Origin of the sequence: Bradyrhizobium sp. AUGA SZCCT0158, from assembly GCF_018130065.1 — a bacterium.
Taxonomy (GTDB): Bacteria; Pseudomonadota; Alphaproteobacteria; order Rhizobiales; family Xanthobacteraceae; genus Bradyrhizobium.
In genome coordinates this window covers 40,598-64,929 of the sequence record NZ_JAFCME010000015.1, presented here as the reverse complement: position 1 = coordinate 64,929, position 24,332 = coordinate 40,598, and the positions used below count along the sequence as shown (strand labels likewise).

Here is a 24,332-nt window from a genome sequence, read left to right as displayed (position 1 = left end):
TCCCTGCAATCGACGGCGGCGTTGTTCCGCCTTTTTGACCGCCGAGCACATTGTGCCGGCCGACGGCGTCGTTGCTCTTGATTGCCGAGTTCTAAGCAACATAACGCACTTCGGCCGTGCGCGAAGATGTTTTGGGGAATGGTGCCGGCAGCAGCGAACTGCGCAACGCAAAAACGGCCCCGACGAATGCCGGAGCCGTTTTGGATTTCGAAGTTTGAGTTTTAGCGGATGGCGCGACCGAGGTCGGCGCGGCGATCCGTCATCGGCAGCACGATCACCTTGGTGCCGACGCTGACGCGCGAATAGAGGTCGCTGACGTCTTCATTGGTGAGGCGCAGGCAACCTGAGGAAACGCGGGTGCCGATCGTCTCGGGAGCATTGGTGCCGTGGATGCGATAGATGGTGCCGCCGAGATACATCGCGCGGGCGCCGAGCGGGTTACCCGGGCCACCGGTCATGTGGCGCGGCAGGTAGGGCTGGCGGGCGATCATTTCCGGGGGCGGGGTCCATGCCGGCCATTCCGCCTTCTTGGTGATCGTCTGCGTGCCGGACCAGGTGAAGCCGTCGCGGCCGATGCCGATGCCGTAGCGCATCGCCTGGCCGTTGCCCATCACCAGATAGAGATAGGTATTGGGGGTGTCGATGATGATGGTGCCCGGAGCTTCGCGGGTGTTGTAGTTCACGACCTGGCGGCGCAGGCGGGCGGGCAGCTCGAAGCGCTCTTCGTCCTGCGAGGGAGCAACCGCGACCGGCGGCGGAGCGGCTTCGACCGGGGGCGCCATGAAGAAGGGAAACAGCGGCAGCGGGGCTGCGGCGGCGGGTGCGGAAAATGCGGTCGCGCCGATCGCGATGGCGCCGAAAGCGGCGGCGGCGAGGCGGGTATTCAGTTTGAATGAATTGAGCATCGGTCGTCCCCTTCAGTTTGCGCCCTGTCGCGCCAGTTCCAGCGCGTCGTTGAGGCAAACCAGTACAGGCCAACCGTTTCAGGACATTTGCACAATGCCGCCAAAATGGTTTCGTCGCGTTAGGGAATTGTTTCAGGACGGCTTCGTCGCAGGGCTTGGGGACGGCAGCGGGGGCGCGGTTCGTGCGCAAAGCATTAAAAAAATAGAGAAAAGGCTGCCGTTCTTGCTTAGCTCTGCAGCGCCCGCAGCCGCTGCATGTCGGGCTCGGCCGTGCCGATCGTGGCGCGGCGGTCGGTCACCGCATGGTGGAATTGTTCGAGCGCCAGCCCGATGGCGGCTAATTCCCCGTCCTCGATCGCACCGTCCTCATGACAGTCGAGCGCCTCGCGCAACAGCGCATCCGCGGTGCCCTGCATCTCGAACAATTCTTCCGGCGTTTCGGCGGTGCGCGCCTTCGAAATCAGGTCGAGCAGATTGTCGCGATGCTCGGAATATTGCTCGCGTTCGTCCCGCTTCCAGTAATGCTGCAGCCAGGCCCATGCCGAGCCGATGCCTGAGAGCACCATGACCGCGAACCAGAGGTAGTCGCTGTTTCGTTCGAGGAACGTCCGCTCGTTGCCGTCGATATAGGCGGCGGCGCCGGTGTGCGCGGGCAAGGCGGCGTCCTTGTCGGTGTCCGGCTTCTCGATCTGGCTTGCGATCGGCAATTCGCGCGCGAGCTGCTGGCGGTGGGTAAAGATCTGGCGGGCGAGCGCGCCGACCGCGGTGTCGGACAGCAACTTCGGCGCGATGATCAAATGGTTGACGCTGACGGTATCGATCTTGTCTTCGGGGCGCGCCGGCGATGAAGCGAAGATGCTGCCGGGAATTTCTTCGGCTTCATAGACCGGGTGCTTCTTCGAAATCGCTTCCGACACCTCGATCGGGAGAAATTTCGGTTCGCCGCGGACCGCTACGGTGGCGTTGATCGCGTCGACGGTGATCTTGCTGTTGAGCGGGCCGACCGTCATGTACGCGTCGACGGTCTGGTCGCGTGCCATCTCCGCGAGCTGATTGACGCCGAACTGGCTGATCGTCACCTTGTCGACCTTAATACCGCCCTCGGTCAGGATCGTGCGCAGCAGCTTGACGTTGGCCTCGGTTCGTCCGACCACGCCGACGCGATGTCCGGCGAGCTCCTCGAGGCTCTTGATCTTGGCTACCGGTGTTTTCTTCGAGCCCTTCGGCGCGATGCCTGACGGCGCCCACAGCACGACGACGTTCTTGCGCAGGATGGCGACCGACTCGGCGTTGGCCGGCAGGTTCAGATCGCCGCGCGCCACCGCAAGGTCGGCCTTGCCGGTGTTGAACAGCGCGATGCTCTCGACCGCGCCCGGGGTCGAAACGAGCGACAACCGAACGGCGCCGTGGTCGCGCGCGAAGGTCTGCGCCATCAGCTGGATCAGTTTCTGATCGTCGCTGCCGGGAGGGCCAACCGCGATCCGCAAGGTGACCGGCTGCAACAGATAATAAAGCGTGGCGGCGGCGGCGCCGAAAATGAAAATTCCGGCGGCGAGCACCAGCAGCGAGTTGTTCTTTCGCTTCCGGCGCGGGCGGGAGGGAGCGGAATTTGCGTTCGGGTTTGACATCGTACTGTCACGTTACACGAAAAAGCGCCGGGACGACCGGAAAAACATCCTTACAGATCGATGACGTCATACGCTTGAAATATCCATGAACCAACGTCGGGAAGTGAGAATCATGGATAACCCCGGGGTCCCGACATGCGGGTATTGATAGCAACCGACGCCTGGCATCCGCAGGTGAATGGTGTGGTCCGGACGTTAACCTCGCTGGCGCGCAGTGCGTCCAAGCTTGACGCCGAGATCAGCTTCCTGACCCCGGACGGATTTCCGTCCGTCGGCGTCCCCACCTATCCTGGCTTGCGCATCGCGCTGCCGAACCGCCGCGAGATCGCGCGCCGGATCGAGGCGGCGGCGCCCGAGGCTATCCATATCGCGACCGAAGGCCCGATCGGTTGGGCGGTGCGCGGCTATTGCCGCCGTCACAAGCTCGCGTTCACCACGTCCTACACCACGCGCTTCCCGGAATATGTCGCGGTCCGCACCATGATCCCGGCCAGCGTCGGCTACGCTTTGTTGCGGCATTTTCATGCGGCGGCGTCGACCACGATGGTCGCGACCGCCTCATTGCGGCAGGAGCTCAGCGAGCGCGGTTTTCGCAAGCTTGGTTTCTGGACCCGCGGCGTCGACACCGATCTGTTCTCGCCTGAAAGCCCGGCCACGATCGACCTGCCGCGGCCGATCTTCATGACCATGGGCCGCGTTGCGGTCGAAAAGAATCTCGAAGCGTTTCTCTCGCTCGACCTGCCGGGAACGAAAGTCGTGGTCGGCGACGGGCCGCAGCGGGCGCAGCTCGCGCAGAGATATCCGCACGCCGTCTTCCTCGGCGAGAAGAAGGGCGAGGATCTGAGGTCGCATCTCGCCGCCGCCGATGTCTTTGTGTTTCCGAGCCTCACCGACACGTTCGGCGTGGTGCAGCTGGAAGCGCTGGCCTGTGGCACGCCGGTTGCGGCGTTTCCGGTCACCGGGCCTTTGGACGTCATCGCCGATCATCCGATCGGCGCGCTGGACTGGAATCTGCGCAGCGCCTGTCTGCGCGCGCTGACGATGTCGCGCGAGGCCTGCCGGAACTTTGCGCTCGGGCGCTCCTGGGAAAACAGCGCCCGGCAATTCATCGGCAATCTGGCCGCGCTGCAGCCCAGCCGCGCCACGCTGCCGGCGCGCCGCATCCCCGGCACCAGCGCCGTACAGGGTTAGTTCAATCTACTTCTGAAGAGAGACGAGAAGGCAGACCATGGCAGACATCATCAAGCTTGACGGCACCAGGGCGTTGGACTTCGACCGCGAGACGGTCGAGCAGGCCTACGACCGCTGGGCGCCGGTATACGACCTCGTGTTCGGCGGCGTGTTCAGCAAGGGCCGCAAGGCGGCGATTCAGGCCACCAACAAGATCGGCGGCCGCGTGCTCGAGGTTGGTGTCGGCACCGGCATCTCGCTGCCGCAATACGCAGCCCACATACGCATCTTCGGCACCGACATTTCGGAGGCGATGTTGCAGAAGGCCAAGAAGCGCGTCGACGAGCTCAAGCTGAAGAACGTCGAGGGTCTGGCTGTCATGGACGCCGAGAAACTCGAATTCCCCGACAACTCCTTTGACGTCGTGATGGCGCAGTATGTCGTCACGGCGGTTCCGAACCCTGAAGCGGCGCTCGACGAATTCGCCCGCGTGCTGCGCCCGGGCGGCGAACTTATCATCCTGACCCGCGTCAGCGCCGACGCCGGCATGCGCCGCTTCATCGAGCAGCGCCTGCAGCCGGTGGTTCGCCCGCTCGGTTTCCGCACCGCCGAGTTCGCCTGGTCGCGCTACGCGCAGTGGCTGGCCGGCGCGCGCGGCATGGAGCTGGCGGAGCGCCGCCTGGTGCCGCCGCTCGGTCACTTCTCGCTGGTGCGTTTCCGGAAAGTCGACGTCGCGAAGGCAGCGTAGCGCGCCGCGGCGGCGCTGTGTCAACGCTGCGCCGCGAAACTTCATATGACATTTAGATGATGTCATACGCCGGACATCGAATCCCGTTAATCCTTAACCCGAAAGAATTTTGGGGGAGACCATGATCAAGAACTTCATGCAGGAACTGCGAACCCAGCGCTGGGACGACCATCGCTACTATCACCACAGCCGCATCAACCAGTCGCTGCACTTCGTCAGCGCGGCGAGCTTCCTGTTCGCCTATGTCATGCTCTTCATCGATCCCGTGGTGTCGGCGCTGGTCGGCTGGCTGGTGTCGATGACGTCACGCCAGGCCGGGCATTTCTTCTTCGAGCCCAAAGGGTATGACCACGTCAACCACGCCACCCACGAGCACAAGGAAGAGATCAAGGTCGGCTACAATCTGCAGCGCAAGGTCGTGCTGATGGTGATCTGGGCGCTGTCGCCGGCGGTGCTGTATCTCGATCCGACCCTGCTCGGCATGTTCGCGCCGTGGGAGACGTCGGCGGACTTCATGCGCCAGGTCGCCAAGATCTGGCTGGCGATCGGTATCGGCGGGCTCTTGTTCCGCACCATCCATCTGTTCTTCATCCGCGACGTCGAGACCGGCCTCGTCTGGATGACCAAGATCGTGACCGACCCGTTCAGCGACCTCAAGCTCTACTACAAGGCGCCGATCGCCCTGATGAAGGGCGAGCTGATCGACCCGGGCCTCGAGAAGCACGTCAAGCACGCCTGATCGATTTGACCTGTCACGAAATGCGTCATGCCCGGGCTTGTCCCGGGCATCCACGTCTTAAGCACCAGTTATGAGATCGTCATTGCGAGCGAAGCGAAGCAATCCATCTCTCCGCGCGGGGATAGATGGATTGCTTCGTCGCTTCGCTCCTCGCAATGACGAAAGAGCTGGCCAGGTTATGAAGATTGTAGAAGAGGCGCGCTCAGCGACCGAACCTCTTGGCAAACATCTCTTTGAGGATCTGCCGCTTGATGTTCTTGTTGGTGATCGCGGCATCATGCCACCACCAGCCGTCACGCTTCATCTTCTCGGTGGCGCTGACGAAACGGTCGGCGACCGCGGAAAAATCGTCATCGGTATAGTTCAGGCTGAAGATCAGCCGGCCGGTGCCGACCCAGCTCAGCGCCAGCCCTTCGGCGCGCAGATAATATTGCAGCATCCAGTTGTAGCGGGACGGCACGGTATAATGCACCATCCAGATCGACGACAGATTGCTGACGCGCACCGGAAGGTCGTGCGCGACGAGCCGGTCCTTGAGCGCCTTGGCGCGGGCGTTCCAGGTCTCGTCAAGCCCGTTATAGACCGAGTTGAAGTTCGGGCTGGCGAGCCGGCCGAGGAATTCGTCCATCGCCGTCATGACGTAGGGATGCGAATTGAAGGTGCCGCGGGCAAAGCAGATGTCGGCGGGGCGATCGTCGCGAAAGCGCCGCATCAGGTCCTTAGCGCCGCAGACCACGCCGACCGGAAGTCCGCCGGCAAGACTTTTCCCATAGGTCACCATATCGGCGCGGACGCCGAAATATTCCTGCGCGCCGCCGGCGGCGATGCGGAAGCCGACAAAGACCTCGTCGAAGATCAGCACGATGCCGCGTTCGGTGCAGATTTCGCGCAGCTTCTTCAGCCATTCGGTATAGGCGGCGCGGTCGAAATTGCCGGACCGGGAGCTGTCGACCAGCGCGGAATCGCCCGGCGCATTGGCGTTCGGGTGCAGCGCCTGCAGCGGATTGACCAGCACGCAGGCGATGTCGCGGCGCGTCTTCAAAACATGCAGTGTCCGCTCCGACATGTCGGCGAGCGTATAGGTCTCGTGCGGCGACACCGGGTTGCCGACGCCGGGCTGCACGTCGCCCCACCAGCCGTGATAAGCGCCGGCAAAGCGAACCAGATGCGTGCGCCTGGTGTGGTAGCGCGCCAGCCGCACCGCCTGCATCACGGCCTCGGTGCCGGACATGTGGAACGAAACTTCGTCGAGGCCAGAAATTTCGCACAGCCGTTTGACGTTGTCGGTGATAACGGGATGGTAGGGGCCGAGCACCGGTCCGAGCGCCTGCGCGCGCTTTTCCGATTCGGTGATGCAGTCCTTGTAGAAGTCGTTGCCGAAAATGTTGACGCCGTACGAGCCGGTCAGGTCGTAGGAGACATTGCCGTCGACATCGGTGACGGTGACGCCGGAAGAGGACTGCACGAAGGCGCTGGTGGAAAGATGCTCGCGCACCAGCCGGCTGTACTGGAACGGCACCCGGTAGGCTTCGGTGAATTGCAGATCCGAAATGTGCTCGGCCGCCTCGGCGGTCATCTGCCGTCCCTTGGGGTAACGGTCCTGATAGACGCCGGCGAGCCGGAAGAAACCGTCCTGGCGCTGCGCCGCGACATCGGCCGGCGCGCCGTCGGAGCGGAAGAACTCGCCGATATCGAATTCGTAATGCGGCATCAGCCGCGCGACCATCTTGGACATCTTGGAATGTCCGGTCAGCGAGCGGTGTTTGGCGCGCGACAGCGCCAGCCGCGCCTGCAATTTGGGGAAGGTCACCGCGGCGCCGGCAATCGCAACGGCGGACAGCGACAGAATCGAAAGGGGCGAATCCATGCCACCAGCGCTAGCTAATCCTGCTAACAGATTCATGACAGTCAAAGGCCTGATTTCGGCCTTTACCCAGCAGGAGGACCTCAATTTCCTGCTCACCAACCGGATTCCCCGGGCGGCCATCACCCGTTTCATGGGGTGGTTCAGCAAGATCGAGAACCCGCTGGTGCGGGATGCCTCGATCGCCTGCTGGCGGTTGTTCTCCGATCTCGATCTGTCGGAGGCGAAGAAGACCGAGTTCAAGAGCCTGCATGATTGCTTTACCCGCGAGTTGCGCCCGGGCCTGCGGCCCGCCGATCCGGATCCGAGCGTTGTCGCCAGCCCCTCCGACGGCATCATCGGCGCGTTCGGCCGGATCGAGGACACAAAACTGTTCCAGATCAAGGGCGCACCGTATTCGCTGCTGGATCTGCTCGGCGATCCCGCGCTGGTGGAGCGTCACCGCAACGGCCGCTACCTTACGCTGCGCCTGACCTCGAGCATGTATCATCGTTTTCACGCGCCCTATGACGCCACGATCGAGCGGGTGAGGTTCATCCACGGCGACGTCTGGAACGTCAATCCGATTGCGTTGAAAAGGGTGGAGCGGCTGTTCTGCAAGAACGAGCGCGCGGTGCTGGAGACGCGGCTTGCCTCCGGCGAAGCGCTGACCCTGGTGCCGGTCGCCGCGATCCTGGTCGCCAGCATCCGCCTGCACTTTCTGGATGTGACGCTGAACGCGCAGAGCCGGGGGCCGGTGAATTTCCCCTGCACCGCCAGCATGCGCAAGGGCGATGAACTCGGCTGGTTCGAGCACGGCTCGACCATCATTGTGCTGGCGCCGGAAAGCTTTGAGTTTGCCGACAATGTCGCAGACGGCGCGCGCGTTCGTGCCGGCGGAGCGCTGCTGAGGAAACCTCTCGTCTAGTCTCGATTCCGCACGCGAGCTTTCCTATATAGTTGCGATCGAATCACGATTTTTTCGCAAACCAGGGAAGCAAGATGGCGCGAGCGCCTGTGCTGGCGGCGGGAGGCATTGTATTGCGGCAGGCGGCAACGCCGCTGGTCGCGATCGTGCGCCTGCGCAAGCGCAATGAATGGGTTCTGCCCAAGGGCAAGCTCGATCGCGGTGAGACGCCGCGCGACGCGGCCGAGCGCGAAGTCAATGAGGAAACCGGGCACGATGTCGCCGTACACGAATTCCTCGGCACGCTGGTTTACGAATCCCGCGGCGGCTCCAAGGTCGTGCACTTCTGGCGGATGGAGGCGGGCGCCGAGCCGGTCCGCAAACTGATGCGCGACGTGAAGGCGGTCGAGTGGCTGCCGCTGGCGGACGCGATCGAGCGGCTGTCGCGCGGCTATGAGCGCGCGTTTCTGGAAAATGTCGGGCCGATCGCGATGGCTGCACAGCATGCCACGCCGAGCGGGACAGTCGAACGTGCGCCGGAGCCCGTGCGGATTGAGACGATCAGCGATTTCAGAGATCGACGCAGCTTCATGGAGAAGGTGCGAGACTGGTTTCGGCGCGCGGCGTAATCCCTGCTGGTTCGTCATGGCCGGCGACGGAAACAGAAAGCGCCGCGTCCGGCATTGCCGGGCATGGCGCTTTCTCATCTTGCATCTTACATAGAGCGTTGATCAGCCGCGCTTGTGCGGGGCCAGGTTCATCGGCTTCGACGGCTTGGCCGACGGCGCGTAGCTGACGGGCGTCGCGGCCGGGGGCTCGTAACGGAACACGGCCTTGCAGCCGTCGCTGAGCGACGCGCGCTGCCGGATCATGCAGGCGGTGACGCGATCGACATCCGGAATTTCCGCTCCGCACAGCCGCATCGCGTCGCCGGCACACATCTGCTCCTGCTCTGGCGTATGGGCCTGGGAAACGGTGGTCAGCATCCCGAACGCAAGCGTGGCCGCGATCAGCAGTTGGCAGTTACGGATGGTGGAGCGTGCGAAAGCCATGTGTGTCCCTCTTGCAGGTTTGGTGAGTGGTGCGCCCGAGTTGCGCGCCGGGTGGCGCCTCGTTGGGCAAGAGAACTACGTGAGCCTGGTTTCGGGATTTCTTCGTCGCGGGACCAAAACGGTTTCGTCGCGCGGAGAATTGTTTCGTCGTCGATCGCGAGTAAGGAGTCGTTAACTGATGGAAACGCGAAAAGGGCTCGAAGAAGTATCAGCTCACGCGCTTCCAGGTCTGGCCGCCGCAGAACATGCCGCCGAAGGCGCAGCCCTGCACGCGGAGCGAGCCGTTGCTCTTCATCGACATCGTCGAGTCGTATTTGCGGCCGCTGTCGGGATCGTTGATCCGGCCGGCCCATTTCGAGCCCTGCGGTCTCATGTTGATCAGGATCTTTTCACCGGTCTTGACGGCATAGCCGCAGAGATTGTCGCCGCACTGCTCGATGCGGACATTGCCCTTGTTCTCTTCGGTGGCCCAGACGCCGATCGGCGAGTTCGGATCGGAGGCGGGGCCAGCGTCAACTGGAGCCGGAGCGGGCGCTGCGTACCTGGCAGGCGCGGGCTCGGCAGCCGGAGGAGGGGCCGGTGGTGCGACGTCGGCTTGCGGCGGCGCGGCGGCGTAGGTCGTCGGGGCCGGAGCCGGGGCGGGCGCAGGAGCGGGTGCCGCCACCTGATCAGCAGCCGGGGCCGGAACGCGGTCCTGCCTTGGAGGCGCTGCGGCGTAGTCGTCATCGTTGTAGCGCTTGGCCTGGTCGCCCTTGTAGCGGGGCTTGCCGGCCGCCGGCGCGTAATCATCATTGTAGCGCTTGGTGCCGCTGTATTCGGGCCGTGTCGGCGCCGGTGCGACATCGTCATCGTCGTCGTTGCGGTTGGATTTGAGGCCCTTGAAGCCGGGCGCCGTGATGTTGATGCAGGACAGCGAGGCGCAGCCGCGCGGCGCTTCGATGCGGACGCGCTGGCCTTCGATCTGGAAGGTTATGCCACCGGCATGGGCCGAGGTGGTGACCATCATCAGCGCGGCGAGGATGTAGAGCTTCTTCATGAGAGCCTCCTGGGCGGCTTGTGAATTGGGTTGGCGATGAACTTGCGCAGACCCTATGCCCGGCCGGGTGCGCCTTCTGTGACGTAGGTCACGGGGGACCTAGGTGACTCAAATCACATCCAGGGAACCGGCCGCGGCCTAGCTTTCGCGCTCAACCCGGGGAGGGTCCGATGAAGCGTTTCTGTTTTCTCGCCGTGCTGATGCTGCTCAGTCCGTCCGCGTATGCGGGCGACTCCATTTCATTCGTGGTCGGCGGTCATCGCATCCAGATCGACGCGTCCAGGTACTGCCGTTCGACCTCCTGCGCCTCGGTTTCGATTTCGGGCACCTCGCGCAACCGAAGTCGTTATGACGACCGTGATCGTTACAACGATGATGATCGCCATCGCGATGATCGCAGGATCAGCGAGTCAACGAGGACATTACCAGCCGTACCGGCGGCAGCTCCCCCGTCGGTTCAATCCGTTGCCGCTCCGCCGCCCGCCGTGTACAGGCCGGCCGCCGCCGCGACGCAACTCGTGCCCGCTCCGCAGCCACCCGCTCCACCGGCAACACTCGCTGTTCCGCCTGCACCACCACCGCCGCCACCGCCGCCTGCGCCACCGGTTGCGAAGCCGGCCGAGCCGGCGCCGGTGGCCGTGCCACAGATTTCGCGTGTCTCGCATGATCTCGCCGACGATGTCGACACGCCTGTTGGAGATTGGCAGACCGAAGGCAAGGGATCGGTACGTATCGCCAAATGCGGCAACGCGCTGTGCGGCTACGTGCTCAATTCGTCCTCCAACGACAAGGGTGAGGCCGTCCTGATCAACATGAAGCCGAAGACCGGGAAGCAGTGGACCGGCAGCGTCTACAGCCAGGCCAGCGGCGACACCTATTACGGCACGATGGATATGAAAGGCCAGAACACGCTGCGCGTCGAAGCCTGTGCGCTCGGCCGCTTCTACTGCTCCGGCAACAACTGGCGCCGGATCAACGCCAAGGCGGAAAGCCTGATGTCATCGCGGCAGACTCTTGCGGAGCCGCGGTCGTAATCGTCGCGCATAAAAACGCCCGGTGTAGCGACCACCGGGCGAACAGTTTTCGATTGGCTTCAAGCCTGGAAGGGGAAGCCTAGAACACGCCGATCACAATGGCGCCGACGAAGGCGAATGCAAGATACGCGGTTACAACGCTCAGTCTGCTGACCATGGTCATATGGGAATACTCCCTTGGTTCACGTCGTGCCCGCTCATAACGCTCGACGCTAACAAAGCGTTCCCCGCCAAAACAAGTCAGCGTTGCTGTCTATCCCCGCCTGTCCACAGCCGGCGGTTGCAGGCAACATGGTAAATAATTCATGAAATCAACGTGTTGAAGACTTCTTAAATAAATTCGCCGAACGTGCGCGGATGACGCGTGGAGTTCGTTTGTATCTCGTCGGCTCCTTCGTCCTTGTCTCCTTGGCGGGTTGCGGCCGCGGACTGTTTCAGTCCGCCGAGCGTGAACCGTGGCGGGCCGAGGCCGAGGTCGCATGCCTGAAGTCCGGTGCGGTCAAGGAGACCCCCGAACTGGTCCGGATTGACCCGATTTCCGGTCCCGGCGCCTGTGGCGCGCAATTTCCGCTGAAAGTCGCGGCCCTCGGCGAGGGCAGCCCGAGTTTCGGTTTCGCCGACGAGTTGCGGCCGCCCGGCAATATCGGCAACCAGCCGCGCTGGCCGGTTCGGCCGGCGCCTGCCGCCGCACCATCGCAGACCTATTCCGATCAGGCGCTGCGCCAGCCGAGCTATGGCGCGCCGTCCAACGGGCCGATCTCGCTGACCGCGCCGGGCGTGGCCCAGCAGGACGACGAAATCGATCTGCCGGCCGAAGGCGCGCCGCAATCGCGCGACCCGCGCGGCGGCTCTTATATGGCCGCGCCTTCCTATCCGCCGCGCGACCGCTACCCGTCATCCCCGAATTATTCGTCGGCACCCTATTCACAGGCGCCCGCCGCCGCGCCGCCGCCACGGCTCGGGCCTGTTCTGGGCGATCCCGTCAACACGGTGGGACCGGTCGCGATCAAGCCGACCGCGACGCTGGCCTGTCCGATCGTCTCGGTGCTCGACCGCTGGCTCGCCGACTCGGTACAGCCCGCCGCTCAGCGCTGGTTCGGCGTGCGCGTGGTCGAGATCAAGCAGATCTCCGCCTATTCCTGCCGCGGCATGAACGGCAATCCGAACTCGCATATTTCCGAACACGCTTTCGGCAACGCGCTCGATATCTCCGCCTTCGTGCTCGCCGACGGCAGGCGCGTGACGGTGAGGGGCGGTTGGCGCGGCATGCCGGAAGAGCAGGGCTTTCTGCGCGACGTGCAGGCAAGCGCCTGCCAGCAGTTCAACACCGTGCTGGCGCCGGGCTCCAACCGCCATCACGAGGACCACCTCCACGTCGACCTGATGCGCCGCTCCAGCGGGCGGGTGATCTGCCAGCCGGCAGCTGTGTCCGGCGATCAGGTCGCGGGTAGGGCCGGAGGGCGCAGTCCCTACGCGTCGTCGCGCGAGCCCTGGACGACGGGTTCGCTCGGCGGCAGGAAGGCGCACCGGCACTCAAGCAAGGTCAACGAAGAAGACGAGTTCGACGGGCATTAGGCCCAGCTGTCATCGCCCGCCTTGTGCGCAATTGCGCACTGGAGCGGGCGATCCAGTATTGCAGAGACATCAGCGATAGAACCGAGAGGCCGCGGCGTACTGGATACCCGCGTGCGCGGGTATGACACCTTTTGTTGAAGGGTCGGCCGGCTTACGCCGCCAGCTTCTCCAGCACATCGCGCACCACGCCTTCCAGGAGATCGAGCTTGTAGCCCGTCATCGGCAACGGCTTGGCGCCCGAGGTCGCAAACTTGGCAGCCACTTCAATGTTCAACGCATTGGCCGCCTTGCCTTGCAGTGCGCCTTCCGCCGCCTTCAGCCGCAGCGGCACCGGCGCGATGCCACCGGCGGCGAGGCGGATGAACTGGAACGCGCCGTCCTTGACGACCGCGCGGGCGCAGATCTCGACCAGCGGCCATTCCGCATAAGCACGGCTGATCGCGCGCTTGTAGAACGCGCGCTCGTCCTGCATCGGCTTGGGCAGTTCGATGCCCCGGATCATTTCCCCCGGCTGCAGCAAATTGTCGGCGGTGCCGTTGGAGCCGTCGCCGAGCACGTCCGGGATCGATAGCCCACTTCTTGTGTAGGTGATGATGGTCGCGTCATAAGCCAGTAGCGCGGCCGCCATCGTGGAAGGGTGCGGCGCCACGCAGGGGCCGAGATCGAAGGCGACGTGATAGAGATGATTGCCGCTGCGGGCCGGGCAATCGGTGCCGCCCTTCTTCAGGCAGGCGATGTGCGGATTTCGAAAATACCAGCAGCGTGAGCGCTGCGCGATATTGCCGCCGAGCGTTGCGAGGTGACGGATCTGCGGCGTCGCGAGGCCCTGCGCCGACGCCGCAATGCCGGGATAGGCGGCGGCGATGCTTCGATCGGCGGCGATCATGGCGATGGTGGTGTAGGCGCCGATGCGCAGCGTGCCGTCGGCACCCCAATGCATGCCCGAGATATCGGACGCGGGCACGATATCCATCAGCGGGCCCTTCGAGACGCCGCTGCGGCGGCGTTCGGAAAGATCGGTGCCGGCGGCGCGGAATTCGGTCGTCATGGCCGGTGTCATGCGGCGGCCCTCCCTTTCAGCGCTGAGATCAAACGGTCGGGGCGGATCGGCAAATCCATCGGCCGGATGCCGGTGGCGTTGTAGATCGCGTTGGCGACCGCCGGCGACGTCGGCACGGTGGCGACCTCGCCGATGCCGACGCTGCCGCCGAGCACGTGATCGAAACCGGCTTCGTCGAAATGCACGTCGATCACAGGCGTGTCGGCTATCCCGGGAATCCGGTAATCCTCCAGTCCGCCGCTCAGCGTATCGCCGGTGCGCCCGTCGATCTCGCGTGCTTCGTAGAGCGCGTAGCCGATGCCTTGAATGACCGATCCCGCCGCCTGGCTTCGCGCCAGTGCCGGCGCTGCGATCTTGCCGACCGCAATGCCGGTGTGGACGTTGAGGACGCGGACATGGCCGAGCCAGGTATCGACTTCGACCTCGATCACCTGCACCGAACTCGGCACGCCGGCGCCGATCACCATGTTGGACATCCAGCGCATCATCTTGCCGAAGATCCAGCCCAGAATACCCACCTGCTTCAGCGGCGACTCAATCCCCGGCGCCATTTGCCTGCTGTCTTCCGGCCGCACGCCTGATGCGGTGAGGTCGGGGGAGGCCGCCAGCAATTCGCGCCACGGCGCATTCGATCCCGGCGCCGGCTTTTGTTTTGCATTTTTCTCGATCGCGGCCTTCAGCTTTTGGATCGCGAGTAATGTCGGCGGCACCACCGAGGCGGTGGTGCGGCTGCCGCCCGAGCCCGGGCCTACCGGCAGTTTGGAATCGCCGATGTGAACCTCGACCTCATGCGGCTCGAGACCGAATTCGCGCGCCACCGTATTGGCGATCACGGTGCGGCTGCCGGTGCCGATATCCTGGATCGCCGTGCTTGCGATCAGGCGGCCGCCCTTGACCGACACTTCCACTTTCGAGCCGGGCTGCCAGAGATAAAGCCAGTATCCGGTGGCGACGCCGACACCGCGGCGATAGCGGCCGGTCTGCTCGGCCGGTGACTTCCGGTTGCGCCAGACGTCGAGCCCTTGCGCCCATTCATAAAGCCGCCGCCGGTTGGGATCGGTATCCCAGCGTTTGCGCAGCTCGATCGGATCGACCTTCATCCGCAGCGCGGCTTCGTCGATCGCCTGCTCCACCGCGAACGCCATCGGCGGTCCGCCGGGGCCGCGAAACGCCGCCCCCGGCGGCAGATTGCTGATGACGTCGAAATCGGCGAGCTCCTTGCCTTCGGCCGGATAGATCAGCCGTGCCAGGGTGGCGATGGTGGAATTGATCGCGGCGCCGGTGTCGGCATAGGCGGTCACCGACAGCGCTTTCAATCCGCCTTGCTCGGACGGCAGCAGCGCAAGCTTGACCTCCGACGCCGGCCGATAGCCGGTCACCGAAAGTTCTTCATGGCGATCGAAGGCGACGCGGACCGGCGCATTGGCGGCGCGCGCCAGATCGATCGCGATCGTCGTCTCCGCGCCGAGGCTGGCCTTGGAGCCGAAACCGCCGCCGACGTGATCGGCGATGACGCGGACCTTGTCGTGGTCGAGCTTGTAGCGCTTGGCGATCAGCTCCATCAGATGGAACACGCTCTGCGTCGAGGCGTGCACTGTAAGCCGGTCACCTTCGAAATGCGCGACCGTGGCGTGCGGCTCCAGACAGGTATGCGATTGCGTGCCGGTCCGGAATACGCCTTCGACCAGCAACGGATTTTTCTCCTGCCGTGCGCTTTCGACCCAGCTCCGCACCTGCTTCGGCTTGAGCGAGAACGCCGCCGACGGTCCGCGGATGTTCGCCTTCCACGGCGCCGGTGCGCCGGCGCCTTCGGAGACGTTGCCGGCTTTCTTGCGGTCCGCCTTTTCGAACACCACCGGCGCATTCGGCTTACGGGCTTCATCGAGCCCGATCACGGAGGGTAGCTTTTCGCTGGATACTTTGATCGCGGCGATCGCCGCCAGCGCCGTCTTGCGATCCCTGGCCGCGACGGCGGCGATGGGCTGGCCGACAAAGCGGACGATTCGGTCTTCGGCGAGCAGCGAGATCGCGGCGCCGACACCCGGCAGCGCCAGCGCCGGCGCGAAATCGAGTTCGCCGATTTTGCCATGCGCGATCTCCGAGCGCAGGATAACGCCTTCGAGCTGGCCTTCATGGTTGATATCCACGGTGTATTTCGCCGCACCCGTCACCTTGTCGCGTGCCTCGACGCGCGGCGAGACGATGTCGCCTCCATCGAACTGGCCGCTGCAGGCCGCGGCCACCGCGCTGAAGATGCCGTCATAGGCGCCGCAGCGGCACAGATGCCCCGACAGGACAGCGCCGATTTCCTCGCGCGAAGGTGTTGCCGTTCCCTTTGTTGCGCGCCAGCGGTCGTGGAACGCCGCAGCCTCGATGATGAAGCCCGGCGTGCAGAATCCGCACTGCAGCGCGTCGTGCACCATGAACGCCTTCTGCACCGGATGCAGCTTTTCGGTGCCAATGCCCTCGACCGTGGTGACTGTCTTGCCGGCCGCGGCGCGGGCCGGCATCAGGCAGCTCGCCACCGGCGCGCCATCCACCAGCACGGTGCAGGCGCCGCAAACGCCGGCGCCGCAGACCAGCTTGGTGCCGGTGAGGTCGAGATCGGTCCTGACCACATCGATCAGCATGGCGTCGATGTCGTCGGGCAGGGGGGCGACACGGCCGTTGATCGTCATCGTACTCATCTGCGATCTCCTGATTTGCGGGCGGTTTTGCTTGCGACAGGTTTTCTTGCAGTTTTTTTTGTAGTTGTTCTTGGACCGCGCTTCGGCGCTGGGCCCACGGCGCCGGCGACCAGCGTGCGCACCATGATGCCGAAATCCCGCAGGAAGGCGTCAGCCGGCTGCATCGCCGGATAGGCTGACTTGGTGCCGTTGAACGCCATCTCGACGCATCGCGCGAAGTCGGGCGCGGTCATGTCCTTGATCGCGAGACGTTGCTTGCGGCAGACCCGTTCGATCGTGGATGTCAGCTGCGCGGCATAATGCGCGGCATATTTCTGGTAGATGTCGCGGGCCTGCAGCAGGTGCTCGGAGAACAGCTCTTCGATATGGGGCGAACCCTCGAGCGGCGCGATCAACTGCCCGATCCGCGCGGTAATCTCGGCGATCAGGATGTCGGCAAGGCCGCTGCCGGCCTTTTCGGTGGCCTCGCCCGCCGCGATCTCGGCGGCCAGCGCGTTCTCATGCAGCCGCTCGATCACGGCGCGGAACAGTTCTTCCCTGGACTTGAAATGATGGTAGAGCGCCTGGCGCGTCAGGCCGGCGGCCTCCGCCGCCTGCTCGATCGACGAACGCCGAAACCCCTGCCGGCGGAATACCAGCATCGCGGCATCGAGGATGCGGTCGCGGGGCTTCATTTGACGAATTTGACAAAATGAGACGAAGTGTCAAATGACGGATTTGTGTTGGGGCGCGGCTAACTGCCCCACGTCTCGCTGCCGGTCGCGGCGGCCGGGTTCAAGCCCACGACCATTTACGGATCACCGGCGTCCGAAAATTCCGCCGACCACGCCGCCAACGACGCCGCCGATCACGCCAACCGGATTGCTTCCGCCGCGTCGACGGGCTCGACGTTCGTTACCCGACTTGCCATTTTCGCGGACGCTGGCGTTCGCCGTCGAGGCGGACTCGTTCAGGAGCGCCTGATGCTGCAACGGGTTGAGGAAGCCGGTCTTGGGATAGTCGCGCGCGGCCTGCCAGCGCGTGATGACGGCGCGGGTCCGCGCGTCGAACTTTCCGTTGGCCCTGGTGTCGAAGCCGAGCCGGGTCAGCCGGCGCTGCAGGTCGCGGCGCTTTCGCTTGTCGAGGCCGATCCGGTCTTCGGTTGCCTGGGTTGCTTCGTCGGTGAAGACCGCCTCATCGACCGAGGTCGTCGAATCGCGCGTGGTCGTGCTTGGGCCGGCCCTGGCGGCATCCGAGCAGGCGAGAATTCCCAGGATCGACAATGCCAGGATAACGACACGCATGGCTATTCTTCCCCCGAGTCTCTCGCTTCGAGAGCCTGCGTCGGTGCAAATACGAACCCGGCTTTTGAATCAATGGTCGATTTTGGTTTCGTCGCTGGCAACTATTGGCGGGAACACTTGTTCCATGGCGTGCGCGGATTGTTGCACCGCATCGCGCGCAGCCGCGCAGCGGTCGGCGCAAGCAGGCGGTGGCGTCCCGCCCTAAACGAATTTGATCCCGATCAGGTCGCCTTTCTTCCAGGCGACCTTGCAGGCCCTGCCCGGGGAGGCCCGGTCGAATTTCAGATGAAAATGCGGCTTGACGAATTGCGGGTCTTCCACCCGCAATCGCGCACCGCCTTCCGAAATGTCGATGACGGTGCATTGACGCGCGGCAAAACTGCCGTCGATGGTCATCCATGCAGGCTGGTTGGTTCGCCGGCGAGAGGGCCGGGGCTTTCGACCGAAAATTGCCATGGCACATATCTCCCACGGGTCAAACGCGGAGAGGTGGCGCGTGGTTGCGATTGCGGACAATTTGAAGGAACGGTAGGGCGGGGTGGAGATGCACCCGCATGAGCACACGCACTCAACTGTCATCGCCCGCGAAGGCGGGCGACCCAGTATCCCAGAGACGGTAATGATTGAACCGAGAAGCCGCGGCGTACTGGATCCCCGCCTGCGCGGGGATGACAGTCTTTGTAGGAAGCTACAGTCGCCCTCAGTCCCGTTTCGCCCGATACGCCGTCAGAAACACCCGCGTCGCGCTGTCGACGACGGTTGCGATCTGCTCTGGCGACGGTGAGGGCTTGGCCTGGAAGATGAAAGCCTGAAACAGCGTCGCCTGGCACATCTGCATGAATTGCCAGGCCGCCAGTTCGTAATCGTCGATCACGAGTTCGCCGAGCCGTCCCCGCGCCTCCAGATAGGCGGCGAAGCGATTGACGGTGCGGGCCAGCACATTGTCGTAAAATCTGCGGCCGACGTCCGGCATGCGCTCCGCAATCGACATCACGGTGCGGATCGCCGAGCCGCCGCCGGGCCGACAAAGCACCTGGATGTAGGCCCGGCCGAATTCCGGCAGCGTGATGTCGACGCCGCGGTCGGGATCGAAATTGAATGCGGTCTTGCCCTGTTCGATCGATTCTTCCTCGACGATGGCTTCGAACAGGCGGTGCTTGTCGGCGAAGTAGACGTAGAGCGTTCCCTTGGAGACGCCGGCGGAGCGCGCGATCTCGCCCATGCTGGCGCCGTCGAACCCGAGATCCAGGAACACCTTTCGCGCGCCGTCGAGGATCTGGCGGCGCTTCGAGGAATCCTCGTCGATCACGACATCAAGCGGGTTCGAAGTGTCTGCAACCATTGGTTTATCTTCTCGGGAAAGATTTCAACCTGAGTTAGATACCGGAAGGGTTTCTCGCTCTATGGTCCCCCTCACGCAAATGTATATTGACCGAACGGTTCGGTCAATGCTAAATGTTGCAAGTGACGGTGCCTTCACGGCCGGGTTTCGGCTGCGTCTGCGCCGTGCATGAGTAATGGGGAGGCCGGGGTATGGCCGCAGCGAGAGATCAGGCCGCACGCGTCGCTCGGCAGCAGCCCGAGGGAGAAGCGACCGAAGGCGAGGCCGCGCGCGACCCCGCCCAGTTGGCCGACCAGCTTCGAACTCACGTTGCAGAAGAAACCAGGCGCCAGCCGGCAACTGCTCCGGGCGCGCCGGCAACCGCCGCGCCCGCCGATGCCGCACAACCCGCCGCGCCGAAATCCGGCAAACGCAAATTCGTGATGATGGGCGTGTTCGCGTTGCTGGCACTCGCGGCCGTCAGCTACGGCGTCTACTACACATTCATCGGACGCTTTTATATCTCGACCGACGACGCCTATGTGCGTGCCAACAACACCACACTGGGTGCGCGGGTCGCGGGCCATATCGCGGCGATCATTCCGACAGACAATTCAATCGTTCGCGCCGGCGACGTGATCTACAGGATCGATGACGGCGATTACCGGATCGCCGTGGATGCCGCGCGCACCAAAATCGCGACCCAGCAGGCCACCATCGACCGTATCGGCCGTCAGGTGGCGGCGATGGAAAGCGCGGTCGAGCAGGCCAAGGCGCAACTCGTCTCCGCGGAAGCGGCGCTGAAGCGCGCAGGTCTCGACTTCGACCGTCAGCAGGCGCTGAGCACCAAAGGCTTTGCCTCGCGCGCCACGTTTGAAGTTTCCGAAGCCGGCCGCGATCAGGGTGTCGCGCAGGTGAAATCGGCGCAGGCGGCCTTTGATGCCGCGCGCGACAATGTCGAGGTGACCAGGGCGCAGCAGAACGAGGCCCGCGCCCAGCTGGCGGAGTTGCAGACCACGCTGGCCAAGGCCGAGCGCGATCTTGCATTCACCGCGGTGCGTGCGCCGGTCGACGGCACCTTCTCCAACCGCATCGTCAACACCGGTGACTACATCCAGGCCGGCCAGCGCCTCGGCAATGTGGTGCCGCTCAACGACGTCTTCATCGACGCCAACTACAAGGAAACCCAGCTCAAGCGCATCCGTCCCGGGCAGCCCGTGACGATTTCCGTGGATGCCTACGGCCATCGCAAGTTCGCCGCCGTGGTCGACAGCATCTCGCCCGCGGCGGGCTCGGTGTTCACGCTGCTGCCGCCCGATAACGCCACCGGCAACTTCACCAAGATCGTGCAGCGGCTGCCGGTGCGCATTCGCGTGCCGAAAGATGTCGCGAAGCAAAACCTGCTGCGCGCGGGCATGTCGGTCTACACTACCGTCAACACCCGTGACGGCGCCGCCGATGCCGACAACGAGGCCGACCTCGACGCATCGCCGATGCTGCATCCGAAGTAATTTTTCAGCGCAGGGGGAGCCCGGCGCGTCCTGAGCAGATCATGGCAGACGCCACCACCGCATCGCCGTCGATGATACCAGCCGCCAGCGTGCCGGACGAGCGCATCCCGCCGCGGCGGCTGTTTGCGTTCCTCATCATGGTGTTCGGGATGTTCATGTCGATCCTGGACATCCAGATCGTCTCGGCATCGCTGAACGAGATCCAGGCCGGGCTTTCGGCAAGCTCGAGCGAAGTGTCGTGGGTGCAGACTTCGTATCTGATCGCCGAGGTGATCGCGATTCCGCTTTCCGGGTTCCTGTCGCGTGCGTTCGGCACCCGCCTGCTGTTTGCGATTTCCGCCTCCGGCTTCACCATCGCGAGCTTCTTCTGTGGTTTCGCCTCCACGATCGAGCAGATGATCGTGTGGCGCGCGCTGCAGGGATTTCTCGGCGCCGGCATGATCCCGACCGTGTTCGCCTCCGCCTATACGGTGTTTCCGCGTTCGAAATTCTACATCGTCGGCCCGATCATCGGCCTGGTGGCGACGCTGGCGCCGACGATCGGTCCGACGGTCGGCGGCTACATCACCGACCTGATGTCGTGGCACTGGCTGTTCTTCATCAACATCATTCCGGGCATCGGCATCACCATCGGCGTCTTGATCCTGGTCGATTTCGACGAGCCGAACTTCAAGCTGCTCGAACATTTCGACTGGTGGGGCCTGCTGTTCATGGCGGGCTTCCTCGGCTCGCTCGAATACGTGCTCGAGGAAGGCCCGCAATATCAGTGGCTGCAGGATACCTCGGTCGCAGTCTGCGCCGCCGTCTGCCTCGTCTCGGGAATCGCGTTTTTCTGGCGCGTGCTGACCGCGCATGAGCCGATCGTCGACATCAGGACGTTCGGCGACCGCAACTTCGCCATCGGCTGCCTGATCTCGTTCTGCGTCGGCATCGGGCTGTACGGCCTGACCTATGTTTATCCGCGTTATCTTGCCGAAGTGCGCGGCTACAGCGCGCTGATGATCGGCGAGACCATGTTCGTCTCAGGCGTCGCCATGTTCCTCACCGCGCCGCTCGTCGGACGGCTGATGACCAAGGTCGACATGCGTTACCTCATCGCCTTCGGGCTTTGCAGCTTCGCGCTCGGCTCCTATTTGATGACATGGATCACCCGCGAATATGATTTCTACGAGCTGCTGGTCCCGCAGATCCTGCGCGGCGTCGGCATGATGTTCGCGATGGTGCCGACCAACACCATCGCGCTCGGCACGCTGGCGCCGGAGCGGGTCAAGAACGCCTCCGGCCTGTTCAACCTGACGCGCAATCTCGGCGGCGCGGTGGGGCTCGCGCTGATCAACCAGGTGCTGAACGAGCGCACCGACCTGCATATCTCCCGCCTGCACGACCGCATGAACTGGGGCAACGCCACCGCCGTGGAGACGCTCAACATGCTTACCCAGCGCATGCAGGGCATGGGCGACGCCGCGCGAATGGCGATGAAGCAATTATCGCAGATCGTCCACCGCCAGGCGGTAGTGATGGGGTTCGGCGACGCCTTCTTCATGCTGGCAGTGTTCTATGTCGGCCTCAGCCTTCTGGTCGTGCTGCTGAACAAGCCGCCGGCGCTGGCGGCGGGCGGTGGCTCAGGGCATTGAATTGGGCACTGAACCTTGCGTTGATTGATTTCGCGCGCTCACGCGGTTGTCATATTGCAAATCACCCGTGATGCATTTATAAGCTTGCGCATTGTCGCTCGAACCGGGGAGGATTTGCATGATTTCGTCTAATTCGCAGACCGCCCGCTTGCGTTCGATGCCTATGCTGGACGCCGTATCGGGCCTCTGAGGCCACTTTTCGCCAGCTCTGATCGGGCCTGACGTCCCGATCATCCCAAGCTTCCCCGATCTTCAAAACATCTCAACGAGTTACCGTTTTTTTCAACGACGCTTGCGTTCGGCCCTGTGCCGTCCGTGCGTCCTTTCAAATGGAGCCGGCATGCGCGCAAGCGGTGCCGGATGAGGCCATGACCGTTCAAACCGACAAGCGTCCCGCCGCGATACGCGTGGTGATCCCGTTCGTGTTCCGGCACTGGCTCGAACAGCCCGGCCGCGCCAGCGTCGTTGCCGGCGGTCTGCTGGGTGCGACAGCGGCCGACCTGTTCATGCCGCTGTTCTCCGGCCATCTGGTCGACGCGCTGACGCAAGGCGCGTCTGATCCCGCCGCGCGACGCGCGGCGATGATCGCCTTTGGCGGCATCGTGGCGCTGGGCGCGCTGTCGATGGTGCTGCGGCTGATCGGCCTGCAGGCGATCGTGCCGTTCACGCTGAAGATCATGTCCGACGTGTCGCGCGACGCCTTCATGCGGGTGCAGCGCTTCTCGACCGATTGGCACGCCAACAGCTTCGCCGGGTCCACCGTGCGCAAGATCACCCGCGGCATGTGGGCGCTCGATCTGCTCAACGACACCATCCTGATGGCGCTGGCGCCGTCGCTGACGGTGCTGCTGGGCTCGATGATCCTGCTCGGGCTGCACTGGCCCTCGCTCGGGGCGGTGATTGCGGTCGGCACGGTGATCTATGTCGCGATGACGATCGCGTTCTCGATGAATTACATCGCACCGGCCGCGCGCGTCTCCAACGCCTGGGACACCAAGGTCGGGGGTACGCTGGCGGATGCGCTGACGTGTAACGCGGTGGTGAAATCCTTTGGCGCGGAAGCGCGCGAGGACGGGCGGCTGTCCGGCGTCATCGGCCGCTGGGGCAGGCGCGTGCGGCGGACCTGGATACGCTACAACTACACCTCGACGGCGCAGCTCGCGGTGCTGCTGTGTTTTCGCACGTCCGTGATCGGCGGCGCGATCCTGCTGTGGATCGCGGGCCGCGCCACGCCGGGCGACGTCACCTATGTCTTGACCAGCTATTACATCATCCATGCGTACCTGCGCGACGTCGGCATGCACATCAACAATCTTCAGCGTTCGGTGAACGACATGGAGGAGCTGGTCGCGATCCACGCCGAGCCGATCGGCATTGCGGATGCGCCTGACGCGAAGCCGATCGACATCCAGGGCGGCCGCATCGTGTTCGACGCCGTGACGTTCCATTACGGCGGCCATCGCGATCCGCTCTATGACGGCCTGTCGGTGGACATCCGTGCCGGCGAGCGCGTCGGCCTGGTCGGTCGTTCGGGGTCGGGCAAGACGACGTTCGTCAAGCTGGTGCAGCGGCTCTACGACATCGGCGGCGGCAAGATCCTGATCGACGGTCAGGACATTGCGAAAGCGACGCAGCACTCGCTACGCAGCCAGATCGCGATCGTGCAGCAGGAGCCGATCCTGTTTCATCGATCATTGGCCGAGAACATCGCCTATGGCAGGCCGGGCGCCAGTATGGCCGCGGTCGAGCAGGCAGCAAGGTTGGCGAACGCGCACGAGTTCATCCTGCGGCTGCCGAAGGGATACGGCACGCTGGTCGGTGAACGCGGCGTCAAGCTGTCGGGCGGCGAGCGGCAGCGCGTCGCATTGGCGCGTGCCTTCCTGGCCGATGCGCCGGTGCTGATCCTGGACGAGGCGACTTCCAGCCTCGACTCGGAGTCCGAAGGCCTGATCCAGCAGGCGATGGAACGGCTGATGAAAGGCCGCACCTCGATCGTGATCGCACACCGGCTGTCGACGGTGCGCAGCCTCGACCGCATCCTGGTGTTCGATCGCGGCAAGATCGTCGAGCAGGGCACCCACGCGATGCTGACGGCGCGCGCCGGCGGCATCTATCGCGGATTGTTCGAGCGGCAGGCGACGGAGTTCGGCCGCATTACGGCGGCGGAGTAAATGACATTGCGGCGCGCGGCCTTGGGAT

The 24,332-nt window shown here is 64.1% G+C and carries 21 protein-coding genes; 10 read left to right on the top strand and 11 right to left on the bottom strand.

The window, feature by feature from the left end; genetic code table 11:
* Positions 1–221: 221 nt before the first annotated feature.
* Together JQ574_RS21510 and JQ574_RS21505 are read right to left on the bottom strand one after the other, a co-directional pair.
* On the bottom strand, positions 222–905 hold the full coding sequence (locus JQ574_RS21510; protein ID WP_212211667.1) for a L,D-transpeptidase: 684 nt from the start codon (positions 903–905) through the stop codon (positions 222–224).
* Between the two features lie 227 nt (positions 906–1,132).
* The gene (locus JQ574_RS21505) at positions 1,133–2,533 is read right to left on the bottom strand and encodes a TAXI family TRAP transporter solute-binding subunit (RefSeq protein ID WP_212211665.1); all 1,401 of its coding nucleotides are present in this window, start codon (positions 2,531–2,533) and stop codon (positions 1,133–1,135) included.
* Positions 2,534–2,668: 135 nt separating this feature from the next.
* Between JQ574_RS21505 and JQ574_RS21500 the strand changes: the two genes are divergently transcribed.
* The 3 genes from JQ574_RS21500 (at position 2,669) to JQ574_RS21490 (ending at position 5,190) form a co-directional block, all read left to right on the top strand.
* On the top strand, positions 2,669–3,724 hold the full coding sequence (locus tag JQ574_RS21500) for a glycosyltransferase family 1 protein (RefSeq protein ID WP_212211663.1): 1,056 nt from the start codon (positions 2,669–2,671) through the stop codon (positions 3,722–3,724).
* Between the two features lie 37 nt (positions 3,725–3,761).
* Positions 3,762–4,451, top strand: a complete 690-nt coding sequence (locus JQ574_RS21495) for a class I SAM-dependent methyltransferase (protein WP_212211661.1) — start codon at positions 3,762–3,764, stop codon at positions 4,449–4,451.
* 121 nt (positions 4,452–4,572) lie between these two features.
* A complete protein-coding gene (locus JQ574_RS21490) occupies positions 4,573–5,190 on the top strand; it encodes a hypothetical protein (protein WP_212211659.1) in 618 nt (205 codons plus the stop codon).
* A gap of 202 nt (positions 5,191–5,392) precedes the next feature.
* Here JQ574_RS21490 and JQ574_RS21485 read toward each other — a convergent pair whose 3' ends face one another.
* Positions 5,393–7,057: an aminotransferase class III-fold pyridoxal phosphate-dependent enzyme gene (locus JQ574_RS21485; protein ID WP_212211657.1), complete on the bottom strand. Its 1,665-nt coding sequence runs from the start codon at positions 7,055–7,057 to the stop codon at positions 5,393–5,395.
* Positions 7,058–7,091: 34 nt separating this feature from the next.
* Between JQ574_RS21485 and asd the strand changes: the two genes are divergently transcribed.
* Together asd and JQ574_RS21475 are read left to right on the top strand one after the other, a co-directional pair.
* Positions 7,092–7,961 carry an archaetidylserine decarboxylase gene (gene asd, locus JQ574_RS21480; protein WP_212211655.1) on the top strand — a complete coding sequence of 290 codons (870 nt, stop codon included), beginning with the start codon at positions 7,092–7,094 and terminating at the stop codon, positions 7,959–7,961.
* Positions 7,962–8,035: 74 nt separating this feature from the next.
* Positions 8,036–8,569: an NUDIX hydrolase gene (locus JQ574_RS21475; protein ID WP_212211653.1), complete on the top strand. Its 534-nt coding sequence runs from the start codon at positions 8,036–8,038 to the stop codon at positions 8,567–8,569.
* A 102-nt stretch (positions 8,570–8,671) separates the two neighbouring features.
* Here JQ574_RS21475 and JQ574_RS21470 read toward each other — a convergent pair whose 3' ends face one another.
* Both JQ574_RS21470 and JQ574_RS21465 read right to left on the bottom strand, forming a co-directional pair.
* Positions 8,672–8,992 (bottom strand): hypothetical protein, encoded by a 321-nt coding sequence (locus JQ574_RS21470; protein WP_212211650.1) that lies wholly within the window; start codon positions 8,990–8,992, stop codon positions 8,672–8,674.
* Positions 8,993–9,200: 208 nt separating this feature from the next.
* Positions 9,201–10,028 (bottom strand): DUF2147 domain-containing protein, encoded by an 828-nt coding sequence (locus tag JQ574_RS21465; protein ID WP_212211649.1) that lies wholly within the window; start codon positions 10,026–10,028, stop codon positions 9,201–9,203.
* Between the two features lie 170 nt (positions 10,029–10,198).
* Between JQ574_RS21465 and JQ574_RS21460 the strand changes: the two genes are divergently transcribed.
* Positions 10,199–11,062: a DUF2147 domain-containing protein gene (locus JQ574_RS21460; protein ID WP_212211648.1), complete on the top strand. Its 864-nt coding sequence runs from the start codon at positions 10,199–10,201 to the stop codon at positions 11,060–11,062.
* Between the two features lie 357 nt (positions 11,063–11,419).
* Complete coding sequence (locus JQ574_RS21455; protein ID WP_212211647.1) at positions 11,420–12,637, top strand: extensin family protein; 1,218 nt, start codon at positions 11,420–11,422, stop codon at positions 12,635–12,637.
* A 151-nt stretch (positions 12,638–12,788) separates the two neighbouring features.
* On the opposite strand, the gene JQ574_RS21450 is transcribed toward JQ574_RS21455, so the two are convergent.
* From JQ574_RS21450 to JQ574_RS21425, 6 genes are all read right to left on the bottom strand, one after another.
* Positions 12,789–13,697 carry a xanthine dehydrogenase family protein subunit M gene (locus tag JQ574_RS21450; protein ID WP_212211646.1) on the bottom strand — a complete coding sequence of 303 codons (909 nt, stop codon included), beginning with the start codon at positions 13,695–13,697 and terminating at the stop codon, positions 12,789–12,791.
* The gene (locus tag JQ574_RS21445) at positions 13,694–16,384 is read right to left on the bottom strand and encodes a molybdopterin-dependent oxidoreductase (protein ID WP_212211645.1); all 2,691 of its coding nucleotides are present in this window, start codon (positions 16,382–16,384) and stop codon (positions 13,694–13,696) included. Before JQ574_RS21445 ends, JQ574_RS21450 begins: the two co-directional genes overlap by 4 nt.
* Positions 16,381–17,058: a TetR/AcrR family transcriptional regulator gene (locus JQ574_RS21440; RefSeq protein ID WP_212211644.1), complete on the bottom strand. Its 678-nt coding sequence runs from the start codon at positions 17,056–17,058 to the stop codon at positions 16,381–16,383. Before JQ574_RS21440 ends, JQ574_RS21445 begins: the two co-directional genes overlap by 4 nt.
* Before the next feature lie 123 nt (positions 17,059–17,181).
* Positions 17,182–17,667 (bottom strand): peptidoglycan-binding domain-containing protein, encoded by a 486-nt coding sequence (locus JQ574_RS21435; RefSeq protein WP_212211642.1) that lies wholly within the window; start codon positions 17,665–17,667, stop codon positions 17,182–17,184.
* Between the two features lie 201 nt (positions 17,668–17,868).
* Positions 17,869–18,123 (bottom strand): PilZ domain-containing protein, encoded by a 255-nt coding sequence (locus JQ574_RS21430; protein ID WP_212211640.1) that lies wholly within the window; start codon positions 18,121–18,123, stop codon positions 17,869–17,871.
* 244 nt (positions 18,124–18,367) lie between these two features.
* Entirely contained in the window at positions 18,368–19,009 is a 642-nt protein-coding gene (locus tag JQ574_RS21425; protein ID WP_212211638.1) for a TetR/AcrR family transcriptional regulator, read from the bottom strand.
* A 191-nt stretch (positions 19,010–19,200) separates the two neighbouring features.
* Here JQ574_RS21425 and JQ574_RS21420 point away from each other — a divergent pair, with 191 nt between their 5' ends.
* From JQ574_RS21420 to JQ574_RS21410, 3 genes are all read left to right on the top strand, one after another.
* Positions 19,201–20,499, top strand: coding sequence for an HlyD family secretion protein (locus JQ574_RS21420; protein WP_212211637.1), 1,299 nt, complete (start codon positions 19,201–19,203; stop codon positions 20,497–20,499).
* A 41-nt stretch (positions 20,500–20,540) separates the two neighbouring features.
* On the top strand, positions 20,541–22,133 hold the full coding sequence (locus JQ574_RS21415; protein WP_212211636.1) for a DHA2 family efflux MFS transporter permease subunit: 1,593 nt from the start codon (positions 20,541–20,543) through the stop codon (positions 22,131–22,133).
* Positions 22,134–22,501: 368 nt separating this feature from the next.
* The gene (locus JQ574_RS21410) at positions 22,502–24,304 is read left to right on the top strand and encodes an ABC transporter ATP-binding protein (protein WP_212211635.1); all 1,803 of its coding nucleotides are present in this window, start codon (positions 22,502–22,504) and stop codon (positions 24,302–24,304) included.
* The last annotated feature ends 28 nt before the right edge of the window (positions 24,305–24,332 follow it).